The 24,709-nt window shown below is 64.0% G+C and carries 28 protein-coding genes; 7 read left to right on the top strand and 21 right to left on the bottom strand.

Annotation, left to right across the window (positions count from 1 at the left end; all coding sequences use genetic code 11):
• The first annotated feature begins 1 nt into the window (after position 1).
• On the top strand, positions 2 to 616 hold the full coding sequence (locus FB598_RS12445) for a glutathione S-transferase family protein (protein ID WP_141914372.1): 615 nt from the start codon (positions 2 to 4) through the stop codon (positions 614 to 616).
• Positions 617 to 701: 85 nt separating this feature from the next.
• Here the strand turns inward: FB598_RS12445 and bfr are convergent, their stop codons facing one another.
• From bfr to FB598_RS12465, 4 genes are all read right to left on the bottom strand, one after another.
• Complete coding sequence (gene bfr / locus FB598_RS12450; protein WP_050468191.1) at positions 702 to 1,181, bottom strand: bacterioferritin; 480 nt, start codon at positions 1,179 to 1,181, stop codon at positions 702 to 704.
• Positions 1,182 to 1,512: 331 nt separating this feature from the next.
• Positions 1,513 to 1,929 (bottom strand): biopolymer transporter ExbD, encoded by a 417-nt coding sequence (locus tag FB598_RS12455; protein ID WP_141914371.1) that lies wholly within the window; start codon positions 1,927 to 1,929, stop codon positions 1,513 to 1,515.
• A complete protein-coding gene (locus FB598_RS12460; RefSeq protein WP_141914370.1) occupies positions 1,929 to 2,660 on the bottom strand; it encodes a MotA/TolQ/ExbB proton channel family protein in 732 nt (243 codons plus the stop codon). Before FB598_RS12460 ends, FB598_RS12455 begins: the two co-directional genes overlap by 1 nt.
• Positions 2,661 to 2,689: 29 nt before the next feature.
• On the bottom strand, positions 2,690 to 3,367 hold the full coding sequence (locus tag FB598_RS12465; protein ID WP_255463997.1) for an energy transducer TonB: 678 nt from the start codon (positions 3,365 to 3,367) through the stop codon (positions 2,690 to 2,692).
• On the opposite strand from FB598_RS12465, the gene FB598_RS20920 reads away from it, so the two are divergent.
• Positions 3,300 to 3,449 carry a hypothetical protein gene (locus tag FB598_RS20920; RefSeq protein WP_255464021.1) on the top strand — a complete coding sequence of 50 codons (150 nt, stop codon included), beginning with the start codon at positions 3,300 to 3,302 and terminating at the stop codon, positions 3,447 to 3,449. The genes FB598_RS12465 and FB598_RS20920 overlap by 68 nt on opposite strands.
• Here the strand turns inward: FB598_RS20920 and FB598_RS12470 are convergent.
• The 5 genes from FB598_RS12470 to FB598_RS12490 all read right to left on the bottom strand — a co-directional run bounded on the left by FB598_RS12470 (position 3,401) and on the right by FB598_RS12490 (position 6,107).
• Positions 3,401 to 3,628 carry a bacterioferritin-associated ferredoxin gene (locus tag FB598_RS12470; protein ID WP_141914368.1) on the bottom strand — a complete coding sequence of 76 codons (228 nt, stop codon included), beginning with the start codon at positions 3,626 to 3,628 and terminating at the stop codon, positions 3,401 to 3,403. The genes FB598_RS20920 and FB598_RS12470 overlap by 49 nt on opposite strands.
• A gap of 30 nt (positions 3,629 to 3,658) precedes the next feature.
• Positions 3,659 to 3,982, bottom strand: coding sequence for a hypothetical protein (locus FB598_RS12475; RefSeq protein WP_141914367.1), 324 nt, complete (start codon positions 3,980 to 3,982; stop codon positions 3,659 to 3,661).
• Positions 3,983 to 4,081: 99 nt separating this feature from the next.
• Positions 4,082 to 4,270, bottom strand: coding sequence for a hemin uptake protein HemP (hemP, locus tag FB598_RS12480; protein ID WP_141914366.1), 189 nt, complete (start codon positions 4,268 to 4,270; stop codon positions 4,082 to 4,084).
• 205 nt (positions 4,271 to 4,475) lie between these two features.
• The gene (gene mnmA / locus FB598_RS12485) at positions 4,476 to 5,582 is read right to left on the bottom strand and encodes a tRNA 2-thiouridine(34) synthase MnmA (protein ID WP_141914365.1); all 1,107 of its coding nucleotides are present in this window, start codon (positions 5,580 to 5,582) and stop codon (positions 4,476 to 4,478) included.
• A gap of 27 nt (positions 5,583 to 5,609) precedes the next feature.
• Positions 5,610 to 6,107 (bottom strand): NUDIX hydrolase, encoded by a 498-nt coding sequence (locus tag FB598_RS12490; RefSeq protein ID WP_141914364.1) that lies wholly within the window; start codon positions 6,105 to 6,107, stop codon positions 5,610 to 5,612.
• A 166-nt stretch (positions 6,108 to 6,273) separates the two neighbouring features.
• Between FB598_RS12490 and FB598_RS12495 the strand changes: the two genes are divergently transcribed.
• From FB598_RS12495 to FB598_RS12515, 5 genes are all read left to right on the top strand, one after another.
• Entirely contained in the window at positions 6,274 to 7,389 is a 1,116-nt protein-coding gene (locus FB598_RS12495; protein WP_141914363.1) for a Re/Si-specific NAD(P)(+) transhydrogenase subunit alpha, read from the top strand.
• Positions 7,390 to 7,519: 130 nt separating this feature from the next.
• Positions 7,520 to 7,882 carry an aspartate 1-decarboxylase gene (gene panD, locus FB598_RS12500; protein ID WP_050468199.1) on the top strand — a complete coding sequence of 121 codons (363 nt, stop codon included), beginning with the start codon at positions 7,520 to 7,522 and terminating at the stop codon, positions 7,880 to 7,882.
• A gap of 55 nt (positions 7,883 to 7,937) precedes the next feature.
• Positions 7,938 to 8,267 (top strand): NAD(P) transhydrogenase subunit alpha, encoded by a 330-nt coding sequence (locus tag FB598_RS12505; protein WP_141914362.1) that lies wholly within the window; start codon positions 7,938 to 7,940, stop codon positions 8,265 to 8,267.
• Complete coding sequence (locus tag FB598_RS12510) at positions 8,264 to 9,703, top strand: NAD(P)(+) transhydrogenase (Re/Si-specific) subunit beta (protein ID WP_141914361.1); 1,440 nt, start codon at positions 8,264 to 8,266, stop codon at positions 9,701 to 9,703. Before FB598_RS12505 ends, FB598_RS12510 begins: the two co-directional genes overlap by 4 nt.
• 462 nt (positions 9,704 to 10,165) lie before the next feature.
• Positions 10,166 to 10,432 (top strand): hypothetical protein, encoded by a 267-nt coding sequence (locus FB598_RS12515; RefSeq protein ID WP_141914360.1) that lies wholly within the window; start codon positions 10,166 to 10,168, stop codon positions 10,430 to 10,432.
• A gap of 15 nt (positions 10,433 to 10,447) precedes the next feature.
• Here the strand turns inward: FB598_RS12515 and FB598_RS12520 are convergent, their stop codons facing one another.
• From FB598_RS12520 to FB598_RS12575, 12 genes are all read right to left on the bottom strand, one after another.
• Entirely contained in the window at positions 10,448 to 10,951 is a 504-nt protein-coding gene (locus FB598_RS12520) for a MarR family winged helix-turn-helix transcriptional regulator (RefSeq protein WP_141914359.1), read from the bottom strand.
• Positions 10,929 to 12,722, bottom strand: a complete 1,794-nt coding sequence (locus FB598_RS12525; protein WP_141914358.1) for an acyl-CoA dehydrogenase — start codon at positions 12,720 to 12,722, stop codon at positions 10,929 to 10,931. The genes FB598_RS12520 and FB598_RS12525 overlap by 23 nt, the downstream gene beginning before the upstream one ends.
• Before the next feature lie 137 nt (positions 12,723 to 12,859).
• Complete coding sequence (locus FB598_RS12530) at positions 12,860 to 13,612, bottom strand: ABC transporter ATP-binding protein (RefSeq protein ID WP_141914357.1); 753 nt, start codon at positions 13,610 to 13,612, stop codon at positions 12,860 to 12,862.
• On the bottom strand, positions 13,609 to 15,408 hold the full coding sequence (locus FB598_RS12535) for an ATP-binding cassette domain-containing protein (protein WP_370455013.1): 1,800 nt from the start codon (positions 15,406 to 15,408) through the stop codon (positions 13,609 to 13,611). The genes FB598_RS12530 and FB598_RS12535 overlap by 4 nt, the downstream gene beginning before the upstream one ends.
• Positions 15,405 to 16,445, bottom strand: coding sequence for a branched-chain amino acid ABC transporter permease (locus FB598_RS12540; protein WP_141914355.1), 1,041 nt, complete (start codon positions 16,443 to 16,445; stop codon positions 15,405 to 15,407). Before FB598_RS12540 ends, FB598_RS12535 begins: the two co-directional genes overlap by 4 nt.
• A gap of 88 nt (positions 16,446 to 16,533) precedes the next feature.
• Positions 16,534 to 17,679: an ABC transporter substrate-binding protein gene (locus FB598_RS12545; protein ID WP_141914354.1), complete on the bottom strand. Its 1,146-nt coding sequence runs from the start codon at positions 17,677 to 17,679 to the stop codon at positions 16,534 to 16,536.
• A gap of 176 nt (positions 17,680 to 17,855) precedes the next feature.
• Positions 17,856 to 18,275: a thioesterase family protein gene (locus FB598_RS12550; protein ID WP_141914353.1), complete on the bottom strand. Its 420-nt coding sequence runs from the start codon at positions 18,273 to 18,275 to the stop codon at positions 17,856 to 17,858.
• Between the two features lie 13 nt (positions 18,276 to 18,288).
• Positions 18,289 to 19,053, bottom strand: a complete 765-nt coding sequence (locus tag FB598_RS12555; protein ID WP_141914352.1) for an SDR family NAD(P)-dependent oxidoreductase — start codon at positions 19,051 to 19,053, stop codon at positions 18,289 to 18,291.
• Positions 19,054 to 19,072: 19 nt separating this feature from the next.
• Positions 19,073 to 20,326, bottom strand: coding sequence for a thiolase family protein (locus FB598_RS12560; RefSeq protein ID WP_141914351.1), 1,254 nt, complete (start codon positions 20,324 to 20,326; stop codon positions 19,073 to 19,075).
• 13 nt (positions 20,327 to 20,339) lie between these two features.
• Positions 20,340 to 22,202, bottom strand: coding sequence for a feruloyl-CoA synthase (locus FB598_RS12565; RefSeq protein ID WP_141914350.1), 1,863 nt, complete (start codon positions 22,200 to 22,202; stop codon positions 20,340 to 20,342).
• 84 nt (positions 22,203 to 22,286) lie between these two features.
• Positions 22,287 to 23,069 (bottom strand): crotonase/enoyl-CoA hydratase family protein, encoded by a 783-nt coding sequence (locus tag FB598_RS12570; protein ID WP_141914349.1) that lies wholly within the window; start codon positions 23,067 to 23,069, stop codon positions 22,287 to 22,289.
• A 307-nt stretch (positions 23,070 to 23,376) separates the two neighbouring features.
• Positions 23,377 to 24,552 carry an ABC transporter substrate-binding protein gene (locus FB598_RS12575; protein ID WP_141914348.1) on the bottom strand — a complete coding sequence of 392 codons (1,176 nt, stop codon included), beginning with the start codon at positions 24,550 to 24,552 and terminating at the stop codon, positions 23,377 to 23,379.
• Between the last annotated feature and the right edge of the window lie 157 nt (positions 24,553 to 24,709).

Consider the following 24,709-nt stretch of genomic DNA (forward strand, 5'->3'; position numbering starts at 1 on the left):
TATGCTGAAACTCATTGGCTCTTACGCCAGTCCGTTCGTGCGCAAGGTACGCGTCGTAATGGCTGAGAAAAAAATCGATTACGAACTCATCCTGGAAGATGTCTGGAGCGCATCGACCACCATCCAGCAAAGCAATCCGCTGGGCAAGGTGCCTTGCCTGCTGATGGACGACGGCGGCGCCATGTTCGATTCGCGCGTGATCGTCGAATACCTCGATACCCTGACCCCGGTCGGCAAGCTCTTGCCGACCAACGGCCGCGAGCGCGCCGAGATCAAGTGCTGGGAAGCGCTGGCCGATGGCTTGCTGGATGCCGCAGTGCTGGTGCGCCTGGAAAAGACCCAGCGCCCCACCAAGCAGCAGAGCCCGGAATGGATCAAGCGCCAGTGGAGCAAGGTGGAGGCGTCGCTCAAGGCGATGGCCGATGGCCTGGGGGACAAGCCGTTTTGCGTCGGCAACCACTACAGCCTGGCCGACGTCGCCGTCGGTTGCGCTTTGGGCTGGCTGGCTTTCCGTTTCCCCGATCTGACGTGGCGCGAAGACTATCCGGAGCTGGCCCGCCTGTTCGACAAGCTGTCGGAACGGCAGTCATTCAGGGATACGGTGCCGCAGGTCTGAACCCGGAGCGGCGCGCAGGCGCCGATGGATGTAAAAAAACGCGCTTCTGGAAGCGCGTTTTTTTATGGCAGGCCATCCGTCAGGCTTACTCGCTGGCCGGGGACATCTGGCTTTGCAGGTAATTCTGGATGCCGACTTTCTCGATCAGGTCCAGCTGGGTTTCCAGCCAGTCGATATGCTCTTCGGTATCGTCCAGGATCATCTGGAACAGTTCGCGGGAGACATAGTCGCCGTGCTGTTCGCAGGTGGCGATGCCTTCCTTGACGGTCTTGTGCGCAGCCTTTTCCAGCTTCAGGTCGCACTCGATCATTTCCTTGGTGTTCTCGCCGATCATCAGCTTGTGCAGCGCCTGCAGGTTGGGCAGGCCGTCCAGCATCAGGATGCGGTCGATCAGCTTGTCGGCATGCTTCATTTCGCCGATCGACTCGGCGTATTCCTTGGCGCCGATCTTGTCCAGGCCCCAGTGCTTGTACATGCGGGCATGCAGGAAATACTGATTGATTGCGGTGAGCTCGTTTGTCAGTTGCGCATTGAGCAACTTGATGACAGCTGGATCGCCTTTCATGGGAACCTCTGAATTCGTTGGTAGATGAAGAAGCCGCACACAGGAGCCGGGCCAATGGGCCGAGGACATGCGGCGGCAAGAACGGACGCATCATAGCGCAGGCCTTTTGTTTCTTCATCATTAATTAGCGCGAATCATTCTTGTCATAATTCTTCGTTGCTTTGCGCAAGCAGGCGAAGAGCGCCGGTCGCCGGGTTGGCGCGATGCGCCCGGAGCGGGAAAAAACAAAGCCTCCATCGCATCACGAGGGAGGCTTTGCCTGGTGTCGGCGATGGCCAGGCTGCAGGGCATCGCCGACTTGTCGCGCTTGTTTCTGCGCTTGCTGCCGTGTTTACTTCTTGTCCGGCTCCGTGACGAAACCGATCTTGGTCAGGCCGCCGGATTGCGCGGCGGACATCACCTGGGCCACCTTTTCATATTGCGTGGTGCGTTCGGCGCGCAGGTGCAGTTCGGGTTGCGGTTGCTTCTGGGCGGCGGCGGCGATACGCAAGCCCAACTGGTTGCTGTCGATCTTTTCTTCGTTCCAGAACACTGCGCCGCTGGCGTCGATGGAGAGGTTGATGCTTTCCGGCTTGACCTCATCCGGCTGGCTGCTGGCCTTGGGCAGGTCGATCTTCACCGCATGGTTCATCACCGGGATGGTGATGATGAAGATGATCAGCAGCACCAGCATCACGTCGACCAGCGGCGTGGTGTTGATCTCCGGGTTGAAATCGTCGTCCGAATCGGACAGGGAACCCATGGCCATTACGCTCTCCCGACGGCGGACAGTTTGGCCTTACCGCCGTTTTTTTCCGATTCTTCCGAAGCGGTGCGCGAACCGGTCACGAACAGGGCGTGCAGGTCGAAGCCGAACTTGTTCAACTTGGCGATGATGGTCTTGTTGCCGCGCACCAGGGCGTTGTAGCCGAAGGTGGCGGGAATCGCCACGGCCAGGCCCAGCGCGGTCATGATCAGCGCTTCGCCGACGGGGCCGGCGACCTTGTCGATGCTGGCCTGGCCGGTGGTGCCGATCGACACCAGCGCGTGGTAGATGCCCCAGACGGTGCCGAACAGGCCGACGAACGGGGCGGTCGAGCCGACCGACGCCAGCACGGCCATGCCGGCCTGCAGCTTGCCGGAGGCTTCATCGATGGCCTGGCGCAGCGACAGGGTGACCCAGTCGCTGACCGACAGCTGGTCGTGCAGGTGGCCCTTGTGGGCGGTGTGGTGGCTCATCGCGGTGACGCCGGCACGGGCGACATCGGCGAACGGATTGTCCTCGCCCAGCGTGGCCACGCCTTCGGGCAGGCTGGTGGTGTCCCAGAACTGATGGCCGGCGGCGTCCGATGCCTTGGACAGGCGCAGCAATTGGATCGCCTTGGTGACGATCACGTACCAGGATGCGATCGACATGGCCACCAACAGGACGGCAACGCCCTTGGTCACGAAATCTCCTTGAGCCCAAAGGCTTTCCAATCCGTACGGACTAACTTCCATGATGACTTCCTTTGCTACTGTTTGTGAGTTTATGAATTGAGTTTGAAGGCAATGCTGCCGGTGGTGGCAACGACGATGGCGCGGCCATCCTCGATATAGGGCTTATACACGGCGCGCATGACGGCGCGGCGCGCTTCCTCGTCCAGCCGGGGATAGCCGGAAGACTTGATGATTTCCACCTTTTCGGCGCGGCCGCCGGTATTGACGGTCACCTTGAACTGCACCACGCCTTCTTCGCCCATGCGTTTGGAGACGGCGGGGTAATTCACCCGCGGCGGCTCAATGTATTCGATGCCGGAGGTGATCTGCTTGGGCAAGACGGGGCCGGGCGGCGCCGCCGGCGCCGGGGCGGGCGCTGCTGCTGCCGGGGGGGAAGGTTCGGCCGGCTGCGGCGGTTGCGGGGGCGCGGTGATGGCGGTCGGGGCCGGCGCTTGCGTGACCGGTATCGGTGGTGGCGGGGTGATGTTTTTCTTGACCGTCTTGACGACCTTGGGCGGCGTCGGCTCTGCCTTGGGCGGGGCCGGTTCCGGCGCTTTTTCCGGGACGATGAAGGTGGCGATCACTTCTTTGGGGATGGCGCTGGCGACCTGGTGGACCAGGCCGCTTTGCAGGGCCCAGAAAAAGGCGATGTGCAAAAGGATGATCAGCCCGAGCGGGCCGATTTTTCGTGCCTGGCGCATCAATGTGCTGGGGGAGCTGCTATTCATAACAGGTGGCGAAATTGCGTTCATGAATTTGGCTTATGCCGCCGCCATCGATGCATGGAACATGATGGGACGCGCATTTTGATGTGTCTGGGAGGCATTGTTGAGACATTCGCGCAGGACGTGCTTGGCGCAAGAGTGACATTTGCCGCAGCACGTGCCAACGCCGAATTGCGCGCGCAACTCGGCCATGGATGTCAGCCCTGCATCGACTGCCTGGTGAATCTTGCCTTCTGAAACATTATTACAAACACATACGATCATTGTACGCCTTGCCGCCTGCTGTATCAGGCCTTATGCGGATCGCGCTCCTGCGACGATACGCGTGAAGAATTTGAACTTTTCCGGCTGAGGCATCGTACGTTCCACGACATTGCCCCATTGTTCCGAGAGCTGCTGGCAAGTCGCCCGCAGCACTGGCGCCAGGTTGGGCAAATCCGCCAGGGCTTTCAGGTGACGCTCAATGACTGACGCCAGTTTGACGCAGCTTTGGGTTTCCTGATGGTTGTTGGCGGTGTAGTGGGACATCAGATGCAAGACGGCTGATACCAGAAGTTCGGGCTGGGCCGGCGCACCGTTGGGTTCCATGAAAGCAGAATTCATTTTGTCGGTAACCATCAAACTCTCCTCACTTGGCTAGCTTTGCTGGCTGAACGTCAGAATGGCCTCAACGTTGGCTGGCTTGTTTGTCCACCTTGCGCTTCGATTGCAACGGCGTTACGCCGTCAGAATCAGCTTGTTCAATTGCGTCAGGCGCAATTTGTAAATTCGACCGCCATGGTCGATTTCCAGTTCGCGCATCTGACGGAACAGGTCCGTGCTCTTGATGCGGGTGATCGGAGTACCGTTGGCAGTCGTGCTTGGCTTGTTACGACGGTCCACGCCCTGTTCGTGCAGTTGGCTCATAACACCTCCTATTAAATGCGAACAATTCTTATTTAGATTATTTGTCATTTGCGGCCAGAATGCAAGTCCTTTTATCAATGAGATTGATTATTTTTATCGACTGGAGATTTCCTTGTGGCAATGCCGATGAATTTTCTTGTTGAAAAGAAACGCCCCGCTGGCGTTTCCGCTGCGGGGCGTGTTTTTGTTGGCTTTAAGTAATGTATCAGGGCGTGGCGTTGCCGCTTTCGATAATGCCGCCGCCCAGGCAGATGTCGCCGTCATACAGCACGGCGGATTGGCCGGGGGTGACCGCCCATTGCGGCGTGTCGAAGCTGAGCGAGAATTGCCCGGCGCCGGCGGAAAAGCCGCAGGGCACGTCGGCCTGGCGGTAGCGCGTCTTGGCCGACAGCGCTTCCTGCTGCGGGGCGCTGCCGGCGACCCAACTGACCTGGCCGGCCGACAGCGTGGGCGACAGCAGCCAGGGATGGTCGTGGCCTTGCACAATATATAAGGTGTTGTTTGCCACATCCTTGCGCGCCACGTACCAGGCGTCGCCGTGGCCATCGGCATTCTGGTGCGCCTTCAGGCCGCCGATGCCGATGCCCTTGCGCTGGCCCAGCGTATAGAAGGAGAGGCCGACGTGCTCGCCTACGGTGTCGCCGTCGGCGGTCTTGATCGGGCCGGGCTGGTACGACAGGTAGCGGTTGAGGAACTCGCGGAAAGGGCGCTCGCCGATGAAGCAGATGCCGGTCGAGTCTTTCTTTTTGGCATTGGGCAACTGCAATTGCTCGGCGATCTTGCGCACCTCGGTCTTGTGGATTTCACCCAACGGAAACACGGTGCGCGAGAGCTGCTCCTGGTTCAGACGATGCAGGAAGTAGCTCTGGTCCTTGCTGGCGTCGACGGCCTTGAGCAGTTCGAAGCTGCCGGCCTGGTTCTGGCGCACGCGCGCGTAGTGGCCGGTGGCGATCAGGTCGGCGCCCAGTTTCATGGCGTGGTCGAGGAAGGCCTTGAACTTGATCTCGGCATTGCACAGCACGTCCGGGTTGGGCGTGCGGCCGGCCTGGTATTCGCGCAGGAATTCGGCGAACACGCGATCCTTGTATTCGGAGGCGAAGTTGACCGCCTCGATGTCCACGCCGACCACGTCGGCCACGCTGACCGCGTCGATCCAGTCTTCGCGCGTCGAGCAGTATTCCGAATCGTCGTCATCTTCCCAGTTCTTCATGAACAGGCCGATGACTTCATAACCCTGCTGCTTCAGCAGCCATGCCGAAACCGACGAATCCACGCCGCCCGACATGCCGATGACTACTCTTTTCTTACTCATGATGATATTGCTCGCAAGTGGCGGGAATCAATGTCCATGGTCTGCCAGGCTGCCGATCGCGCTCGGATCGGCGTGCAGCAGTTCCAGCGGCGCCCGCTGGCCGCGCAGGTAGTCGTCCACGCAGCGCAGCACCAGCGGGCTGCGGTGGCGTTCGGCACAGGCCGCCAGTTCGTCGCGCGTCAGCCAGACGGTGCGCAGGATGCCTTCATCGAGTGCGCGATCCAGCGGCTCGCCCACGCTGCCGGCGAAGGCGAAGCGCAGGTAGGTCACGCTCATGCCGCCGCGCGAGGACGATACGTTGCGCGACAGATAGGCGCCCACCAGCGCCGTCGGCGCAAAGACCCGCGCGGACTCTTCCAGCGCTTCGCGCACGACCGCGTCCAGCAAGGATTCGCCCGGCTCCAGGTGCCCGGCCGGCTGGTTGATGCGAATGGCGCCGCCGCTTTGCTCTTCGACCATCAGGAAGCGGCCCTGCCGTTCGACGATGGCGGCGACGGTGACCGAAGGTTTCCAGACTTCAGACATTGATTACCTCGTGAATCCGACATTTTACCGCGTCGCGCCAGACTCTTCAGCGCAAAGCCCCGCCGCAAGCGGATTCCCTGCTTACCGTAATGTCCTAGTAAAGTTATTGGGTTTCAAATTTTGTCGTGTAAGATTCGGGTAAGAATCAACAAAACAGGAGCTTTGAATGAGGATAGGTATTCCCGCCGAAAGTCGGGATGGAGAAACGCGTGTCGCGGCAACTCCGGAAACCGTCAAGAAACTGGTGGCCGCCAAACACGAAGTCATGGTCCAGTCGGGCGCGGGCGTGAAGTCCAGCATTCCCGATGAAGCCTATGTCGCCGTCGGCGCCAGTATCGGCAGTGCCGACGCCGTCTATACCGCAGAAGTCATTCTCAAAGTGCGCGCCCCGAATCAACAGGAGCGCGCGCAGATCAAAGCTGGAACTGTTGTGGTCGGCATGTTGAATCCCTTCGATGCCGACAACATCGCGGCCATGGCCGGCGCGGGGCTGACCGCCTTCGCGCTGGAAGCCGCACCGCGCACCACCCGTGCGCAATCGATGGACGTCCTGTCCTCGCAAGCCAATATCGCCGGTTACAAAGCGGTGATCATGGCAGCCAACACGTACCAGCGTTTCATGCCCATGCTGATGACGGCCGCAGGCACCGTCAAGGCGGCGCGCATGCTGATCATGGGAGCCGGTGTGGCCGGCCTGCAGGCGATCGCCACCGCCAAGCGGCTGGGCGCGGTGATCGAGGCGTCCGACGTGCGTCCGGCGGTCAAGGAACAGATCGAGTCGCTGGGCGCCAAGTTCCTCGACGTGCCGTTCCTGACCGACGAGGAAAAGGAAATCGCCAAGGGCGTGGGCGGCTATGCGCGCCCGATGCCGCCCGACTGGATGAAGCGCCAGGCCGAACTGGTCCACGAGCGCGCCAGGCAGGCCGACATCATCATCACCACCGCGCTGATCCCGGGCCGCAAGGCGCCGGTGCTGATCAGCGAGGAAACGGTGAAGGCGATGAAGCCGGGTTCGGTGATCCTGGACATGGCGGTCGACCAGGGCGGCAACTGCCCGCTGTCGGAACCCGGCAAGACGGTCATCAAGCACGGCGTGCACATCATCGGCGAAGGCAACCTGGCGGCCCTGGTGGCGGCCGATGCATCGGCCCTGTATGCGCGCAACGTGCTCGACTTCCTGAAGCTGATCATTGACGGCGAAGGCAAGCTCACGATCAACCGCGAAGACGACATCGTCGCCGCCACGCTGTTGTGCAGCGGCGGGGAAGTCCTGCGCAAATAAAGGGCCCCGCGTGCGCGTTGCGGCGATGGTTGCCGCACGCGTGCGCGGTTTCCATTGCGTTACCTCGCTATTTCGCTATCCCGATTACGCGCCGGCACGACCGGCGCATGCATTACAAGGAAAGAAACACATGCAACGCATCATGCTGCGCGCCAAGATCCACCGCGCAACAGTCACCCAATGTGACCTCAACTACGAAGGCTCCTGCGGCATCGACGAAGACCTGCTGGAGGCCGCCGACATCCGCGAGTTCGAAAAAATCGAGCTGTACAACGTCAACAACGGCGAACGCTTCTCCACCTACGCTATCCGCGGCAAGCGTGGCAGCGGCGAGATCTCCCTCAACGGCGCGGCGGCACGCCTGGCCCACCTGGGCGATCTGCTGATCATCTGCACCTATGCACCCATGACCGATGATCAGGTTGCGCAGTACAAGCCCAAGGTCGTCTTCGTCGACGACAAGAACCGCATCACCAGCCTCAAGGCCATCTGACCCCAGCGATCTGACCCGCGATGCCAACATCGCGCAATAACGAGAGGAACAACAAATGGAAGTCAGCCATACCATCATCAACCTGATCATCTTCGTGCTGGCGATCTACGTCGGCTACCACGTCGTCTGGACCGTCACACCGGCGCTGCACACGCCGCTCATGGCGGTCACCAACGCCATTTCGGCGATCATCATCATCGGCGCCATGCTGGCCGCCGGCCTGACCGAAGGCCCGGTGGGCCGCATCGCCGGCACGCTGGCCGTGGCACTGGCCGCGGTCAACGTGTTCGGCGGTTTCATGGTGACCCAGCGCATGCTGGAAATGTTCAAGAAGAAAGAACCCAAGGCCAAGGCCGCGGCAGACAAGGCGGGAGCATCAGCATGAGCCTCAATCTCGTTACCCTGCTGTACCTGGTCGCTTCGATCTGCTTCATCCAGGCCCTGAAGGGCTTGTCCCACCCGGCTACCGCGCGCCGCGGCAATGCCTTCGGCATCGCCGGCATGACCATCGCCGTGCTGACCACGCTGGCCCTGATCGTCAGGCTCAAGGGCGAAGGCGCCAACGCCACCGGCGACATCGGCTATGTGCTGGTGGCCGCCGGCGTGATCGTGGGCGGCGGCATCGGCGCCTATCTGGCGCGCAGCGTCGAGATGACCAAGATGCCGGAACTGGTCGCGGCGATGCACTCGCTGATCGGCCTGGCCGCGGTATGTATCGCGGTCGCCGCCGTGGCCGAACCGTGGGCGCTGGGCATCTCGGCGCATGGCGCACTGATCCCGGTGGGCAACCGCGTCGAACTGTTCATCGGCACGTTCGTGGGCGCCATCACCTTCTCCGGTTCGGTGATCGCGTTCGGCAAGCTCTCGGGCAAGTACAAGTTCCGCCTGTTCCAGGGCGCGCCGGTCAACTTCTCGGGCCAGCATTTCCTGAACCTGTTGCTGGCGCTGGCCATGATCGGCTTTGGCATCATCTTCGTGCTCACCCAGAACTGGCTGCCCTTCATCATCATGGCCGCCATCGCCTTCGTGCTGGGCGTCCTGATCATCATCCCCATCGGCGGCGCCGACATGCCGGTGGTGGTCTCGATGCTGAACAGCTACTCGGGCTGGGCCGCGGCCGGCATCGGCTTCTCGCTGAACAACCCGATGCTCATCATCGCCGGTTCGCTGGTGGGCTCTTCCGGCGCGATCCTGTCCTACATCATGTGCAAGGCGATGAACCGTTCGTTCTTCAACGTGATCCTGGGCGGTTTCGGCGGCGAAGCGGCAGCGGCGGGTGGCGGCGAACAGCAGCAGCGTTCGGTGAAATCCGGTTCGGCCGACGACGCCGCCTTCCTCATGGGCAATGCCGAGACCGTGATCATCGTCCCCGGCTACGGCCTGGCGGTGGCGCGCGCGCAGCATGCGCTCAAGGAACTGACCGAGAAGCTGACCCACAAGGGCGTGATCGTGAAATATGCGATCCACCCGGTGGCGGGCCGCATGCCGGGCCACATGAACGTGCTGCTGGCCGAGGCCGAAGTGCCGTACGACCAGGTGTTCGAGATGGAAGACATCAACAGCGAGTTCGCGCAGGCCGACGTGGTGCTGGTGCTGGGCGCCAACGACGTGGTCAACCCGGCCGCCAAGGATCCGAAGTCGCCGATCGCCGGCATGCCGATCCTGGAAGCCTACAAGGCCAAGACGGTGATCGTGAACAAGCGCTCGATGGCGGCCGGCTACGCCGGCCTGGACAACGAACTGTTCTACATGGACAAGACCATGATGGTCTTCGGCGACGCCAAGAAGGTCATCGAGGATATGGTCAAGGCAGTGGACTGAGTTTTTTGTCCCGCGACGAGCGACGTCGTCGCGCATCAGGACGGCACGCCGCAATAGCCGATGGAAACGAAACAGGCGGGCGGAGCAGGGCAGCGCTTCGCCCGCCACCGCTCCACTTCGCCGCCTTGCTGCCGTGTGCGGCGCGGCGCCTGGGGCGGATTGCCGTCCGCTTCCCCTCCCCGATTTTCCCCTCCGCTTTTCCCCCTCCGCTTTCTCCGAAAAAACGCCAACATTCCCCCTGGCCGGGTTTGCCGTATTCGATGTCGATACGGATGAAAAAATGATTGTTTTGATAATAATTATCGAGCGTCAGCCACGCATTTTTTCAGAATGTGCAATAAAGCATTGCCAGCCGCCCGGTTTTTCTTGTGCGATTACCTGATTAAACTTCCAGCATGTGGATGAAGTTAGGTAAATGGATTCGCAATGAGCAGGATCCGCTTGCATTCACGGGGATAAATCATGAATACCATCACACTGGGAAAACTGGGACTGGCCATCGCGCTTCTGGGCGTAGCCGCCGGAGCGGGCGCAGCAGAAGACAAGGCCGCGGTGCCGGCCGAAGCCGCCGGGAAAACGCTGGTAAAGCAGGTTCAGCCGGGCGGGCAGGAAGCACGGGCCACTGCGGCCGCATCCGGGCTTACGCGCGAGCAGGTCATCGAAGAACTCAAACAGTACCAGCGCGAACACGCCAATCCCAGCTATAGCGAACTGGTGTTCCTGCGCTGACCGATCCGGCGATGGCTAGGGCGTCGGGGTGCGCCCATCGGGCATGAAGATCTTCTGCAGCAACGCGATCAGTTGCGCGCGTTCGGATTCGCTGAGCGCTTCGGTGGCTTTCAGCTCAAGTTCGCTGGCCGTTTTTTCCGCCTTTACGCACATGCGCATGCCGGCGGCGGTCAATACCAGCACCTGCGAGCGGCGATCCTGCGGATTGCGCTGGCGCATCACCAGGCCGCGCTGTTCCAGGCGATCCAGCAAGGTCGCCAGGTTGGGGGGCGAGACGTTGATGGCTTTGGAAAGGCGCTTCTGGTTGATGCTGGGATTGGCCTTGAGCAGGCTCAGCACCGTGAAGTCGACCGGACGCAGCTCGAACTTGGCCATGCGCTTTTCAAACAGCGGCATGATGGTGATGTAGGCGCGCCGGCAGTTGTAGCCGACCAGGTCCAACAGGACCTGTTGGTCCAGCGGAGCGCTTTCCGGCGATTCGTCGTCGGGGTCGAAGTCAGCCGGCTTCTTGGGCAGCATGATGATGTCGGTCGGAGAGAATAGCCGGAACGCCAGTTGACAGGCAGCCGTCGACGACGTCGAACAACTGCAGCACTTCCGGAAACACAAAGGCAAAATAATAGCATGCGGCATCCCGCTTGCCGTTGTAGTACGCAGGGTCGCAATCCAGCGCCGCAAGCGCCCGCAGCGCGGCGCGCAGCCACATCCAGCCCAATGCCAGATGTCCCGTCAGGCGCAGCATTTCATCAGCCAGGAAGTAAGGCAGCGACGGATTGCTTGCCATGCCGACGGCGATATCCGCTGCCGCTTGCCGCAGCTTTTGCGCGGCCTGCAGCAGCAGCGATGCCTGCTGTTCGAATGCGCCCCCGTCGGCGCGCCGCGCATCGGCTTGCACCAGCGCCACGAAATCCTCCAGCCGGCGGCCATCGTCGGCCAGCACTTTGCGCAGCAGGAAATCGATGCCCTGAATCTCGTTGCTGCCTTCGTAGATCATCGTGATGCGGGCGTCGCGCAGATATTGCTCGATGCCGCTCTCGACGATATAGCCATGCCCGCCGAACACTTGCAGCGCGCGGCTGGCGCATTGGAATCCCTGCTCGGTCAGGAAGGCCTTGACCACCGGCGTGATGAATTCCAGCCGATCGCGGTGGCGGCGTCTTGCGTCTGCATCCGTATCGTGTTCGGCCAGGTCCAGCAGCAATCCGGTCCAGCAAGCCAGCATGCGTCCGCCTTCGATGCGGCAGCGTTGCTCCATCAGCAGCTTGTGCACCGCCGGATGCAGCGCGATCGGATCGGCCGCCTGGGCGCCGGCCGGACGTACCGGCGCGCGCGACTGGCGCCGCTCGTGCGCATAGGCCAGCGAACGCTGCCATGCCGCTTCCGCCAATCCCAGCCCCTGGACGCCGACGTGCAGGCGCGCCGCATTCATCATCACGAACATCGCCGCCAGCCCGCGTCCGGCTTCGCCCACCAGCCAGGCTTGCGCCTGCTCGAAGCGCAGGCTGCAGGTGGCGCTGCCGCGGATGCCCATCTTGTGTTCGATGCCGGTGCACTGTATGCCGTTGCGGCTGCCGTCGGGCAGCAGCTTGGGCGCCAGGAACAGCGACAGGCCTTTGCTGCCCGGCGCGGCGTCGGGCAGGCGCGCCAGCACCAGGTGGACGATGTTGCCGGTGAGGTCGTGTTCCCCGCCGGAGATGAAGATCTTGTCGCCGCTGAGGCGGTAGCCGCCGTCGTCGCCCGGCGCGGCGCGCGTGCGCAGCAGGCCCAGGTCGCTGCCGGCATGCGCTTCGGTCAGGCACATGGTGGCCAGCCATTCGCCGCTGGCGATCTTGTCCAGGTAGGCCTCGCGCAGCGCCGGCGAACCGTGCGCGGCCAGGCAGGCATAGGCGCCGTGCAGCAGGCCCGGATACATGGTCCAGCCGTGGTTGGCTGCGCTCAGCATTTCATAGAGCGCGCAATCGAGCACCTGCGGCAAGCCCTGCCCGCCATGCTCGGGCGCGCAAGCCAGCGCCGGCCAGCCGCCTTCGCAGAAGCGCGCATAGGCGCCGGCGAAACCGGACGGCGTCGTCACCGCGCCTTGCTCGAAGCGGCAGCCCTCGCGGTCGCCGCTGGCATTGAGCGGCGCGACCACATTGGCGGCGAAGCGGCCCGCTTCTTCCAGTATCTGCATCATCAGCTCGCCATCGAACCCGGCGTGCGCAGGCAAGGCGCGCAAAGCCTGCGGAGCCTGCAGCACCTCATCGAGCACGAAAGCGAAGTCGCGCAGCGGGGGCACATAATTCATCGGCATTCCCCGGACGGCCAGGTTGGGCAGGCGGCGGGCGCCGCCGCTGGAAAACCGGGGGCGATCGGCGCCAGGAATGGTGTGGTCATGAGCGTCTCCTGAATGGATTGTTTATCTCTTGCGCGGCGGCGGATGCGCCGAACTCAGGAGGCCAGCGCATCCGGCGTGGCCTGCTTGCCGAAGCCGAGATAGGCCTGGATCACCTGGCTGTCGCCGGCCAGTTGCGCCGACTCGCCTTGCATGGTGACCTTGCCCAGTTCCAGCACGTAACCGTAGTCGGCGGTCTGCAGCGCCGCGCGCGCGTTCTGTTCGACCAGCAGCACCGAGATGCCGGCGCTGCGCAGTTCGGCCACGATCTGCAGGATTTCCTTGACGATGCGCGGGGCCAGCCCCAGGCTCGGTTCGTCCAGCATCAGCAGCTCCGGCTTGGCCATCAGCGCGCGGCCGATGGCCAGCATCTGGCGCTCGCCGCCCGAGAGCGTGCCGGCCAGCTGGCGCCGCCGTTCCTTCAGGCGCGGGAACATCTCGAATACCGTGGCCAGCTGATCCATCGGTTGCGCCTGGCGCAGCCGCAAGCGGCGGAATCCGCCCAGCAGCAGGTTGTCTTCCACGCTCATGGTGGAGAACAGTTCGCGCCGCTCAGGCACCAGGGCGATGCCTTCCAGCACGCGCTGTTCCAGGCTGCAGCGCTCGATGGCGCGGCCGCGGTAGCGGATCGTCCCCCGGGCCGGCAACACGCCCATGATGGCGTTGAGCAGGGTGGACTTGCCGGCGCCGTTGGGGCCGATCACGGTGGCGATGCTGCCGCGCTCCAGCCTGAGATTGATGTCGTGCAAGGCCGGCACCTTGCCGTAGCTGGCGCGCAGCTGCGTCACTTCCAATAAGGTTTCGCTCATTCGATTCCACCCAGGTAGGCTTCGATCACGGCGGGATGCCGCTGGATTTCCTGCGGCGTGCCTTCGGCGATCTTGGCGCCGAATTCCATCACCACGATATGGTCGGTCAATTGCATGACGAATTCCATGTCATGTTCCACCAGCAGGATGCTCATGCCGTCGGCGCGCAGCTCCTGCAGCACCTTGGCCAGCGCCTGCTTTTCCAGGTGGCGCAGGCCGGCGGCGGGTTCGTCCAGTAGCAGCAGCAGCGGATCGCAGCACAGCGCGCGGGCGATTTCCAGGATGCGCTGCTGGCCCAGCGCCAGGTTGCCGGCCTGCTCATGCATCAGGTGTTGCAGGCCGACGCGATGCAGCGCGCGCGCGGCCTCTTCCAGCAGCGCCTGTTCTTCGCGGCGCTCCAGGTGCAGCATGGCGTTGACGGTATTGCGCAGGAAACCCTGGCGGCTGCGCAGGTGCGCGCCCAGCGCCACATTCTCCAGCACCGACATGCCCGGCAGCAGGCGCACGTGCTGGAAGGTGCGGGCGATGCCCAGGCTGGCGATGGTGCGCGCCTGCAGGCCGGCGATGTCGCGACCGTTGAAGCTGACGCGTCCGCCGCTGGCATGCAGCAGGCCGGTGACCAGGTTGAAGGTGGTCGACTTGCCGGCGCCGTTGGGGCCGATCAGGCCGACGATCTCGCCGGCTTTCACATTGAAGGACACCTCATTGACCGCCACCAGTCCGCCGAAGCGCTTGGCGATCTGGTCCACCTGCAGCAGCGCCGCGCCGCGCGCCGGCGCCTGGCGCTTCGACATGGCCTGCGCGCCCGGCTGCAGCAATGGCCGCGGCGCCGGCGGAAAGACGCGCGTCCATAGCGCCCGCAGCCAGGGCCACAGGCCGCCGCGCGCATACTTGAGCAGCAGGATCAGGATCAGGCCGAAGACGATGCTTTCATAGCTGCCTTCGCCGCCCAGCAGCGCCGGCAGCAGCACCTGTAACTGGTCGGCCAGCAGCTTGAGCACGCCGGCGCCCAGCAGCGCGCCCCAGATATGCGCGATGCCGCCGACCACCACGATGAACAGGTATTCGATGCCCATCGCCAGGCTGAACGGCGACGGGTTGACGGTGCGCTGCATGTGCGCGAACAGCCAGCCCGACACCGAAGCCAGCAACGCCGCCAGCACGAAGATCAGGATCTTGTAGCGGCCGGTATCCACGCCCATCGCCTCGGCCATCGAGCGGCCGCCCTTGAGCGCGCGGATGGCGCGGCCGGCGCGCGAATCGAGCAGGTTCAGCGACAGCCAGGCGGCGCCCAGCACGATGGCCCAGATCAGGTAATAAAGATGGCGATCCTGCGTCAGGTCGATGCCCGGCAAATGCAGCGGCGGGATGCCGGCGATGCCGTCGTATTTGCCCAGCCATTCCACCTTGCCGAACAAGAAGTACAGGCTGATGCCCCAGGCGATGGTCGCCAGCGGCAGGTAGTGGCCCGACATGCGCAGCGTGATGCGTCCCAGCACATAGGCCGAGGCGCCGGTCAGCAGCAGGCCCAGCGGCAGCGTCAGCCAGGGCGAGATGCCGTGCGCGGTGCTCAGGTAGGACGTCGTGTAGGCGCCCAGCCCGACGAAGGCGGCCTGGCCGAACGAGGTCATGCCGCCGATGCCGGTCAGCAGCACCAGGCCGATGGCCACCAGCGCATACAGGCCGATGTAGTTGGCCTGGATGATCCAGAACTGCGGCGTGGGCAGCAGCGGGAAGAGCACCAGCAGCGCCAGCAGCGCCAGATGGGGAATGCGTCGCGTCGTCATGGTTTTCATTCCTCGTCCTCGTCATGCGCCGGCGTGACCAGCGAGCGCCACAGCAATATCGGCAGCAGGGCCATGAAGACGATCACCTCCTTGTAATCGCTGGCCCAGAACGAACTGAACGATTCCAGCAGGCCCACCAGCAGCGCCCCTCCGGCGGCCAGCGGGAAGCTGGCCAGTGCGCCGATGGTGGCGGCGACGAAGCCTTTGAGGCCGATCAGGAAGCCCGAGTCATAAAAAATGGTGCTCATCGGGCCAATCAACACGCCCGACAGAGCACCGATAAACGCCGCCACGGCAAAGGAGAGCTTGCCGGCCAGCGTCGTGGAAATTCCCATCAGGCGCGCGCCCAGGCGGTTGACCGCGGTCGCGCGCAAGGCCTTGCCGTACAGGGTGTAGCCGGAGAACAGCCACAACGCCAGCAGCAGGGCGCAGGCCGCGCCGACCACCACCAGCGTCTGCGCGCTCAGGGTCAGCGCCCCGATGTTCCAGCGCTCATCCCAGAATGCCGGCGTGCGGAACCCTTCGGCGCCGAAGAAAACCAGCCCCAGCCCGGTCATGGCCAGATGGATGCCGACCGAGACGATCAGCAGTTGCAGCACGCTGGCATCGGCCATCGATTCGAATACCACTTGATACAACAGCGGTCCCAGCGCGGTGATGAGCAGCAGCGTCAGCGCCACTTGCACCGGCAGCGGAAACTGCTGCGGCGCGGCCCACCAGACCAGCGCGGCGATGGCCAGCGGCAGGCCCAGCGTATTGGCCAGGACGCGCGGCAAGCGCGCCGCCTGGCCGGCGCGCAGCAGCGCCGTGGTTTGCATCGCGGCCGCGCAACATGCCAGGATCAGCAGCAGCCACAGCGGGCCGGGACGCTGGCCCTGCTGCAGCATGGCCAGCGTGAGCGCGCCGAAGGCGACGAATTCGCCTTGCGGAATGAAGAGGATGCGAGTGACCGTAAACACCAGCACCAGGGCGATGGCGATCAGCCCGTAGACGATGCCGTTGGTCAGGCCGTCCAGCAGCAGGATGGCGGCGATGGATGAGTCCATGTGTGGAAAATGGAAGAATCAGGAACAAGGGCGGCGCGGCCATGGACTTGCATATGGGCCGCGCCGCTGCGTTTGAGGAAGATCGCCGTCAGGGATTGGCGGCCTTCCAGTTGCCGTTCTGGATGGTCAGCATGATGCGCGCATCGTCGCCCAGGCCGAAGTGATCCTTGGCGCTGTAGTGCAGGGTGCCTTGCGAGATCTGGATATTGCCGGAGTTCTCCAGGGCATCCTTGAGCGCCGCGCGGAAGGCGGGCGTGCCGGGTTTGGCTTTCTTCAGCGCTTCCGGCACCACCTTCTGCAACACCAGCTGGGCGTCGTAGATGTGGGCCGCGAACAGGTTGCGGGTGCCGGCGCCGTACTGCTTTTCATAGCGCGTGACGAAATCGGTGGCCAGCTTCTTCGACGGGTTGCTGTCGGGCAGCGCTTCCGGTACCACCGCCGGGCCCGACACCACGAAGGAACCCTCGACATCCTTGCCGCCCAGGCGGATCAGGTCGCGCGAGGCGGCGCTGTGGGTCTGGTAGATCTTGCCCTTGTAGCCGCGTTCGACCAGGGCCTTGTGCGGCATTGCCGCGCCGCTGCCGGATGCCACCACCAGCACCGCGTCGGGGTTGGCGCTGACCACCCGCAAGGCTTGCGCGGTGACGCTGGTGTCGGCGCGCGAGAAGCGTTCTACCGTGCCGACCTTGATGCCGGCGGCCGGCGCCAGGCGCTGCACTTCCTTGAGCCAGTTTTCGCCGTAGGAGTCGGAGTAGCCGAGGAAACCGATGGTTTTCACGCCTTGCTTTTTCATCTGGTCCACCACGCCGCCGGCCATGACCGCGGTCGATTGCGGCAGGCGGAAGGTCCAGGCATCCTTGCCTTCAGGGGTTTCGATGGGAGAGATGGCCAGTTGCACCGTCTGGGTTTCCAGCGCCACGTCGGCGATGGCCAGCGTCGGCGGCACCGCCGCCGAGCCGATGATCAGGTCGACCTTGTCCTCGGCCACCAGGCGGCGCGCGTTCTTGCTGGCCTGGGTCGGGTCGGTGGCGTCGTCCAGCACCACCAGCTTGACCTTCTCGCCGCCGATGCTGTCGGGCCACAGCGCGAAGCCGTTCTTGGCGGGAATGCCCAGGCCCGAACCGGGGCCGGTCAGAGACATGATCACGCCGATGGTCAGTTCGGCATGGGCCGCGCCCGCGCAAGCCAGCATCGACGCCAGCAGGCTGGCCTTGAATACCTGTTTTACCCTCATTTTCGTCTCCTTGTATTTTGTGGTGTGTTGTTCAGATTTGTCCTCTACATCTTTCCGTCCGGACTGCGCAGGCCCCTGGAGGCCATCCCGAAGGCGCTCGGACGGTGCGCCTTCGATACGCGGCGAGGCCGCTATTCAGTCCGAACGGTATTCCGGCATGTCGAAACGGCCTCCTGTCAGCTGCACATTGCCCGGATGTCGGCCGGGATGGCGATGGCCTTGATGCGGCCGGGATCGTCCGGATGCCGGATGGCGAATACCCGGGTGTCGCGCCCTTCGGCCAGCAGTTCGCCATCGCGCTTGAGTTCGTGCCGCATGACGAAGGTCTTGTCGTTCCACTCGACGATGGCCGAGTGCACTTCCACCCGGTCGCCATAAGTGGCCGGCCGCACGAAGCGCGAACTGATGTCGACCACCGGCGTGCCGATGATGCCGCGTGTCTTTTCCGTCTCGCGCCAGGGCGGCACGCCGCACTGGTGGAAGAAGTTGCGCGAGGCGGCGTCGTACCAGCGGAAGAAATTGGGGAAGAACACGATGCCGGCCGGATCGCAGTCGCCGAATTCGACATTGATGGGATAGATGACGGTTTTGCTCATGGCGTGCTTCCCTTTAACGCGGCGCCAGGCGCAATGCGCCGTCGAGGCGGATCACCTCGCCGTTGAGCGACAGGTTGCCGGCGATGTGCAGCGCCAGTTGCGCGAACTCTTCCGCCTTGCCCAGGCGCTTGGGGAAGGGAATGGACGCCGCCAGCGACTGCTGCACCTCTTCCGGCAGCTTGTAGAGCAGCGGCGTGAGGAACAGCCCCGGCGCGATGGTCGCCACGCGGATGCCGTATTGCGCCAGGTCGCGCGCCAGCGGCAGCGTCATCGAGGTGATGCCGCCCTTGGAGGCGGCATAGCCGGCCTGGCCCACCTGGCCGTCATAGGCGGCCACCGAGGCGGTGGCAATTATCACGCCGCGTTCGCCGTCTTCCAATGGACTGGCGGCGGCCATGCGCGCGGCGGCCAGGCGGATCATGTTGAACGTGCCGATCAGGTTGACGTTGACGATGCGGCTGAAGTCCTCCAGCGGCATCGGGCTGCCATCCTTGCCGACCATCCGCTTGGCGCCGCCGATGCCGGCGCAGTTGACCAGGATGCGCGGCGCGCCGTTGGCTGCCTGCGCGGCATCCAGCGCCGCTTCGACCGAAGCGCTGTCGGTGATGTCGCAGCGCGCGGCATGGCAACCCAGTTCGGCCGCCAGCGCTTGGGCGGCTTCGGCATTGACATCGAGAATCGAGACGCGGGCGCCGGCGCGCGCCAGCTGGCGTACGGTCTCGGCCCCCAGTCCTGATGCGCCGCCGGTCACCAGCGCGGCTTGTCCTTGCAATTGCATGTTTGCTTTCCTTGTCGGTTCAATGGGAGGCGGAAGGGTTTTCCAGCAGCAGCGCGATGCCCTGGCCGCCGCCGATGCAGGCCGAAGCCACGCTGTAGCGCGCGCCGCGGCGGCGCATCTCGCGCGCCGCGGTGATCGACAGGCGCACGCCGGTGGCGGCCAGCGGATGGCCCAGCGCGATGGCGCCGCCGTTGACGTTGAGCTTGCTCCGGTCCAGGCCCAGCTCGCGTTCCACGGCCACGATCTGCGCCCCCTGCGCTTCGTTGATTTCGAAGCAGCCGATATCGTCCAGCGTCAGGCCGCTGCGTTCCAGCAGCAGGCGGATCGCCGGCGCCGGGCCGATGCCCATGATTTCCGGCGGCACGCCGACCACGGCGGCGGCGGCCACGCGCGCCAGCGGCGCGCAATCGTTGCGGCGCAGGTAATCGCCCGAGGCCACCACCGTGGCGGCGGCGGCATCGACCAGCGCCGAGCTGTTGCCGCCGGTCTGCACGCCGTCCGGGTACAGCGTGCGCAGCCTGGCCAATACTTCCAGCGGCGACGGACGCGGGTGGGTATCCTGCGCGACCTGCTCGACCTTGCCTTGCAGCTTGATGTGGCGGTCGTGATAGCCGTCCAGGCGGAAGGTCTCGTTGCCGACCGCGACGATCTCGCCGGCGTGGAAACCGTCCTCCCGGGCGCGCAGCGCACGCTCGAACGACAGCGCAGCGTATTCGTCGACCGCGGCGCGCGCGATGCCGTATTTCTTGGCCAGGTTCTCGGCGGTCTGCGGCATGGTGATGCCGGGGGCGGGATCGACCAGCGCTTCCCACATGTAGTCCTGGAAATCCACCGGCGCGCCGAGCTTGAAGCCGGTGCGGTGCGAGAAGGAGGCGATCGGGTTGCGCGTCATCGATTCGCTGCCCACCACCAGCGCGGTCTCGGTATAGCCGCGCTCGATCTGGTCGCCGGCCTGGCGGATCAGTTCGAACCCGGTGCCGCAGATGCGCTGGACCATGATCGCCGGCACCGTCAGCGGCACGCCGGCATACAGGCCGATGTGGCGCGGCAGTATGTACTGGTAGGCATCGCCCGGCGCCATGTTGCCGGCGATGACCGAACCGATGTCGGCGGCCGGGATGCCGGTGCGCGCCAGTACTTCGCGCGCCACCTTGATGCCCATGTCGGTGGGCGAGAGCTGGCTGAAGGCGGTGCAGTAATCGACCATGGGCGTGCGTACGCCGCCGGCCATCCACACATCGTTGAAACTGGAATAGAAAGCGTGTTGTGCCATGTCCTGTCAGTCCTTAATGAGTGGCGGCGGCAGGCGCGCGCACCGTCAATACGGCCGCGTCGCTGCCCTGGTACAGGGTGTCGACCAGGGCTGCCCGGTGCGTCAGCACGGCGCGCTGGTTGATCGAGCCCTTGTCGGTGATTTCGCCCTTGTCGAAGGACGGCGGATCGACCAGCAGCAGCGCGCGCACGACGCGGTTGGAACTGCCGGTGGCGTGCTGCTGCAGGCGTTCCAGCATTTCCTGGAAGAACGCGCGCACCGGCGCCGCAGCGACCACCTCGGCGCGCGAGGCATCGGCGGGCAGCCGCGCAAGCTGGCGGCAGCGCTCGATGTTGGGCACGATCAGCATGCCGACCTCGTGGCGATCCTGGCCGGTGATGACGGCGTCCTGCAGGTAGGGCGCGCCTTCATGCGCGATCAGCGCGCGCAGCGGCCCGACGCTGACCCAGGTGCCGGTATAGAGCTTGAAGTCTTCCGCCACGCGGCCGTCGAACATGAAGCCGCGGTCGTGATGTTCCGGGTCCAGCCAGCGCACCGCGTCGCCGGAGCGGAAGAAGCCCTCGTCGTCGAAGGACTCGGCGGTCTGTTCCGGCGCCCGCCAGTAGCCCGGCGTCACGTTGGGGCCGCGATAGCGGATCTCCAGCTTGTCGCCGTCGGGCACCAGCTTGATTTCCATGCCCGGCGTGGGAATGCCGATCTGCCCCGCGCGCACCTGTTCATCGACCACGAACAGCGCCGAGGGCGCGGTCTCGGTCATGCCCAGTCCGCACGACATCACGATGCGTTCGCCGCAGGCCGCCTCGGCGGTGGCGTGCAGCTTGTCCCACACCGGCTGGGCCAGCGCGGCGCCGGCGTAGAACTGCATGCGCAGGCGGCTGTAGAAGGTCTTGCGCAGCGCTTCATCCTTTTCCAGCGCATGGGCCAGGCCTTCCCAGCCGACCGGGACGTTGAAATAGACCGTGGGCGCGATCTCGCGCAGGTTGTTCAGCGTCACGGCCAGGCCTTGCGGCGTCGGCTTGCCTTCGTCGATGTACATGGTGCCGCCGTTGTAGAGCACGATGCCGACGTTGTGGTTGCTGCCGAAGGTGTGGTTCCACGGCAGCCAGTCGACCAGCACCGGCGGCTCTTCGGTCAGGAAGGGGAAGGTCTGGGCGATCATCTGCAGGTTGCTGCAGATCATGCGCTGGGTGTTGATCACCGCCTTGGGCATCCTGGTCGAGCCCGAGGTGAACAGGAATTTGGCGATGGTGTCCGGGCCGGTGGCGGCGTGGGCGCGTTCGACTTCCTCGCCGGCGGCGGTGGCTTCCAGTTCGGAAAACAGGGTGCAGGCGCGTCCGGCGGGCGGCGCTTCGGTCACCACGAATTCGATATCGGGCGCCACCGCGGCGACGGCGGCGGCGAACTTCTCGCCATGCGCGGCGAAGATCAGGCCGGGCGTGAGCAGTTGCACCGCATGGCGCAGCTTGGCGTAATCCTTCGACAGCAGCGAATAAGCCGACGACACCGGCGCGTAAGGCACGCCGGCGTAATGGCACCCCAGCGCCAGCATGGCGTGTTCCAGGTCGTTTTCCGACAGGATCAGCAACGGCCGCTCGGCCGACAGGCCGCGCTGCAGCAGCGCCTGGCCGATGCGCCTGGCGCTTTGCAGCGCTTGCCCATAGCTGATGCGGCGCCAGCCGCCGGCGGCCTCTCGGCGCGCCATGAAGGTGCGCTCGGGATCGAGCGCGGCCCAGTGAAGCAGTTTGTCGGTCAGCCGCCGGGGGTAATCCTGCAGCGGTTGGCGGGTCTTGACGATGGTCTGGCCGTCAGCGGCGGGAAAGACGTCGACGCCGCCGATGCCGAACCTGACGCTGCGATAGCGAGGTGGAGTGTTCATACATGTCTCTGTTTATGTGATACGCACGGTCATTGCCGCGCGGTCGTATCTATTGTTATGTGCTGCTGTATTACTGACGCGTGATTATGCCGGCTTGACCTTGTTCTGCTTGTGGTCGAGGAACGCCGCCAGGCGCCGCTTGGTATCCGGATCGCTGCCGGCCACCGCGGCCATCAGCGACTCGGTCATCAGGCCGTCCTGGATCGACTGGTCATGGATGCGCGGCAGCACATGCATGACGCCGTAGTTGGTCATCGGCGCGTTGCCGGCGATGCGTTCGGCCAGTTCGCGCGCCTTGTCCAGGCCTTTCCCGGTGGCGGTGGCGTATTGCGAGATGCCGGCCTGGTGGCCTTCCTCGGCCGACAGCACGCGCCCGGTCAGCATCATGTCGGACATGCGCGCCACGCCGATCAGGCGCGAGATGCGCACCGAGCCGCCGCCGCCCACGAACAGTCCGCGCTGGCCTTCCGGCAATCCATAGAATGCGCTCTCTTCGGCCACGCGAATATGCGCCGCCGCCGCCAATTCCAGGCCGCCGCCGATCACCGCGCCATGCAGCACCGCGATCACCGGCACGCGGCCGAACTGGACCTGCTCGAAGGCGGCATGCCACATGCGCGAATGGTGCATCGATTCCGGCGTGCCGCGCTCGCGCAATTCCGCGAGGTCGAGGCCGGCGCAGAAGTGTTCTCCCTTGCCGTAGATGATGGCCGCCTTGACGCCTTCGGGCAGGGTTTCGAAACAATCGCGGATGGCGCGCACCAGCGGATCGCTGAGCGCGTTGCGCTTGGCTTCGCGGTTGATGGCGATTTCGGCGATGGCGCCGCGGTGGTGGATTTCCAGGAGTTCGCTGCTGTGGATGCTCATGCTTTCGCTCATCTTGCCGTTGTCGGTTTTTGAATTTAGTTATAAATTAGAACTGTTATTTAGTATAAATATGTGGGGAGTAAACGCAAGTGCCATGCCGATGCAAATTTGTTCGATATTCATAAAAGAGGGCGGTAACCGAACAAGCTGTCGATGCCAGGCGATGCATCGGAATGCTGCGTTGCGAAGGCCGGGCGGCTTGTTTTGCGGGGCGGCGCCGCGCAGCCGCCGCGCCATGCGGCGAAGGCAAGAAAAAACGCCGGTGTGCAATGCACACCGGCGTTTCATGGTTGCCTCGGACGGGAATTTACTTGCCGCTGTCCTTGACGTTCTCGAACTTGTCGAACTCGACGTTGTAGGCTTCGTTGCCGATCTTCTCCACCTTGCGCACGTACACCGTCTGCACAATGTCGCGCGTGGCCGGGTCGATGGCGATGGGGCCGCGCGGGCTGGTGAACTTCATGTTCTTGAGGATCGCCATGGCCTTGTCGCCGTCGATCTTGCCGTTGAGCTTTTTGGAAACATCGTAGATCGCAGCCATGCCGTCATATGCGGCCACCGCCATGAAGTTCGGGCGTCCGGCGCCCGGATTGGCGGCAGCGAAGCTCTTCAGGAATGCCTTGTTCTCCGGCGAATCGTGCGCGGCCGAATAGTGGAAGGTGGTGATCACGCCCAGCGTGGCGTCGCCCATGGCCGGCATCACATGGTCATCGGTGAGGTCGCCGGTGGCGATGACCTTGATGCCGGCTTCGGCCAGGCCGCGCTCGCGATAACCCTTCATGAAGGCGATGCTCTGCTCGCCGGCCGGCACGAAGATGAAGACCGCTTCGGGCTTGGCATCCTTGATGCGCTGGATGTAGGGGGCGAACTCGGGATTGCGCAGCGGCACCCGTATCGATTCGAGCACCTGGCCGCCGCCGCCCAGCAGGTTGGTCTTGAAGGCTGTCTCGGCATCGATGCCGGGGCCGTAGTCGGCCACCAGCGTGACCACGCGCCTGATGCCGTTCTTCAGCGCCCAGGTCGCCATGGGGCCGGAGACCTGCGGCAGCGTCATCGAGAAGCGCGCGATGTAGTTGGACTTGGTGGTGATCACCGAGGTCGCGGCATTCATGACGATCATCGGTTTCTTGGCCTGTTCGGCGATCGGCGCCACGGCCAGCGCTTCCGGGGTGAGGCCGAAGCCGGCCAGGAAGTCGACCTTGTCGCGCACCACCAGTTCCTGCGCCAGGCGCTTGGCGATTTCCGGCGCAGGCCCGGTGGTGTCCTTGATGATGATCTGTATCTTCTTGCCGGCGACTTGATCGCCGTGCTGCGCCATGTAGGCCTTGATGCCGCCTTCCATCTGCTTGCCGTAGTCGGCGAAGGGACCGGAGAAAGCGGCGACCAGGCCGACCTTGATGGTGTCTTCGGCCTGTGCGTGCGCGGCCGCGATGAAATTTGCCCCTGCCAGCAGCGCCAGCAAAGCGGTTTTCTTGAACGTCATTTTTTGTCTCCTGGTTACGCGTATTTCGTCGATGGGAAAACGCTTCTGTCGCGCCCGCCATTGTCGCATCGCGGACGTTTGCTGTTGCTTGAAGGCGACGCGCCGTCTTTTTTTCCGGTTCGCGTTTTGTTGACAAGCTCCGGCGAGGACAATAGTA

Source organism: Herbaspirillum sp. SJZ106 (assembly GCF_006715495.1).
Classification (GTDB): domain Bacteria; phylum Pseudomonadota; class Gammaproteobacteria; order Burkholderiales; family Burkholderiaceae_D; genus Herbaspirillum.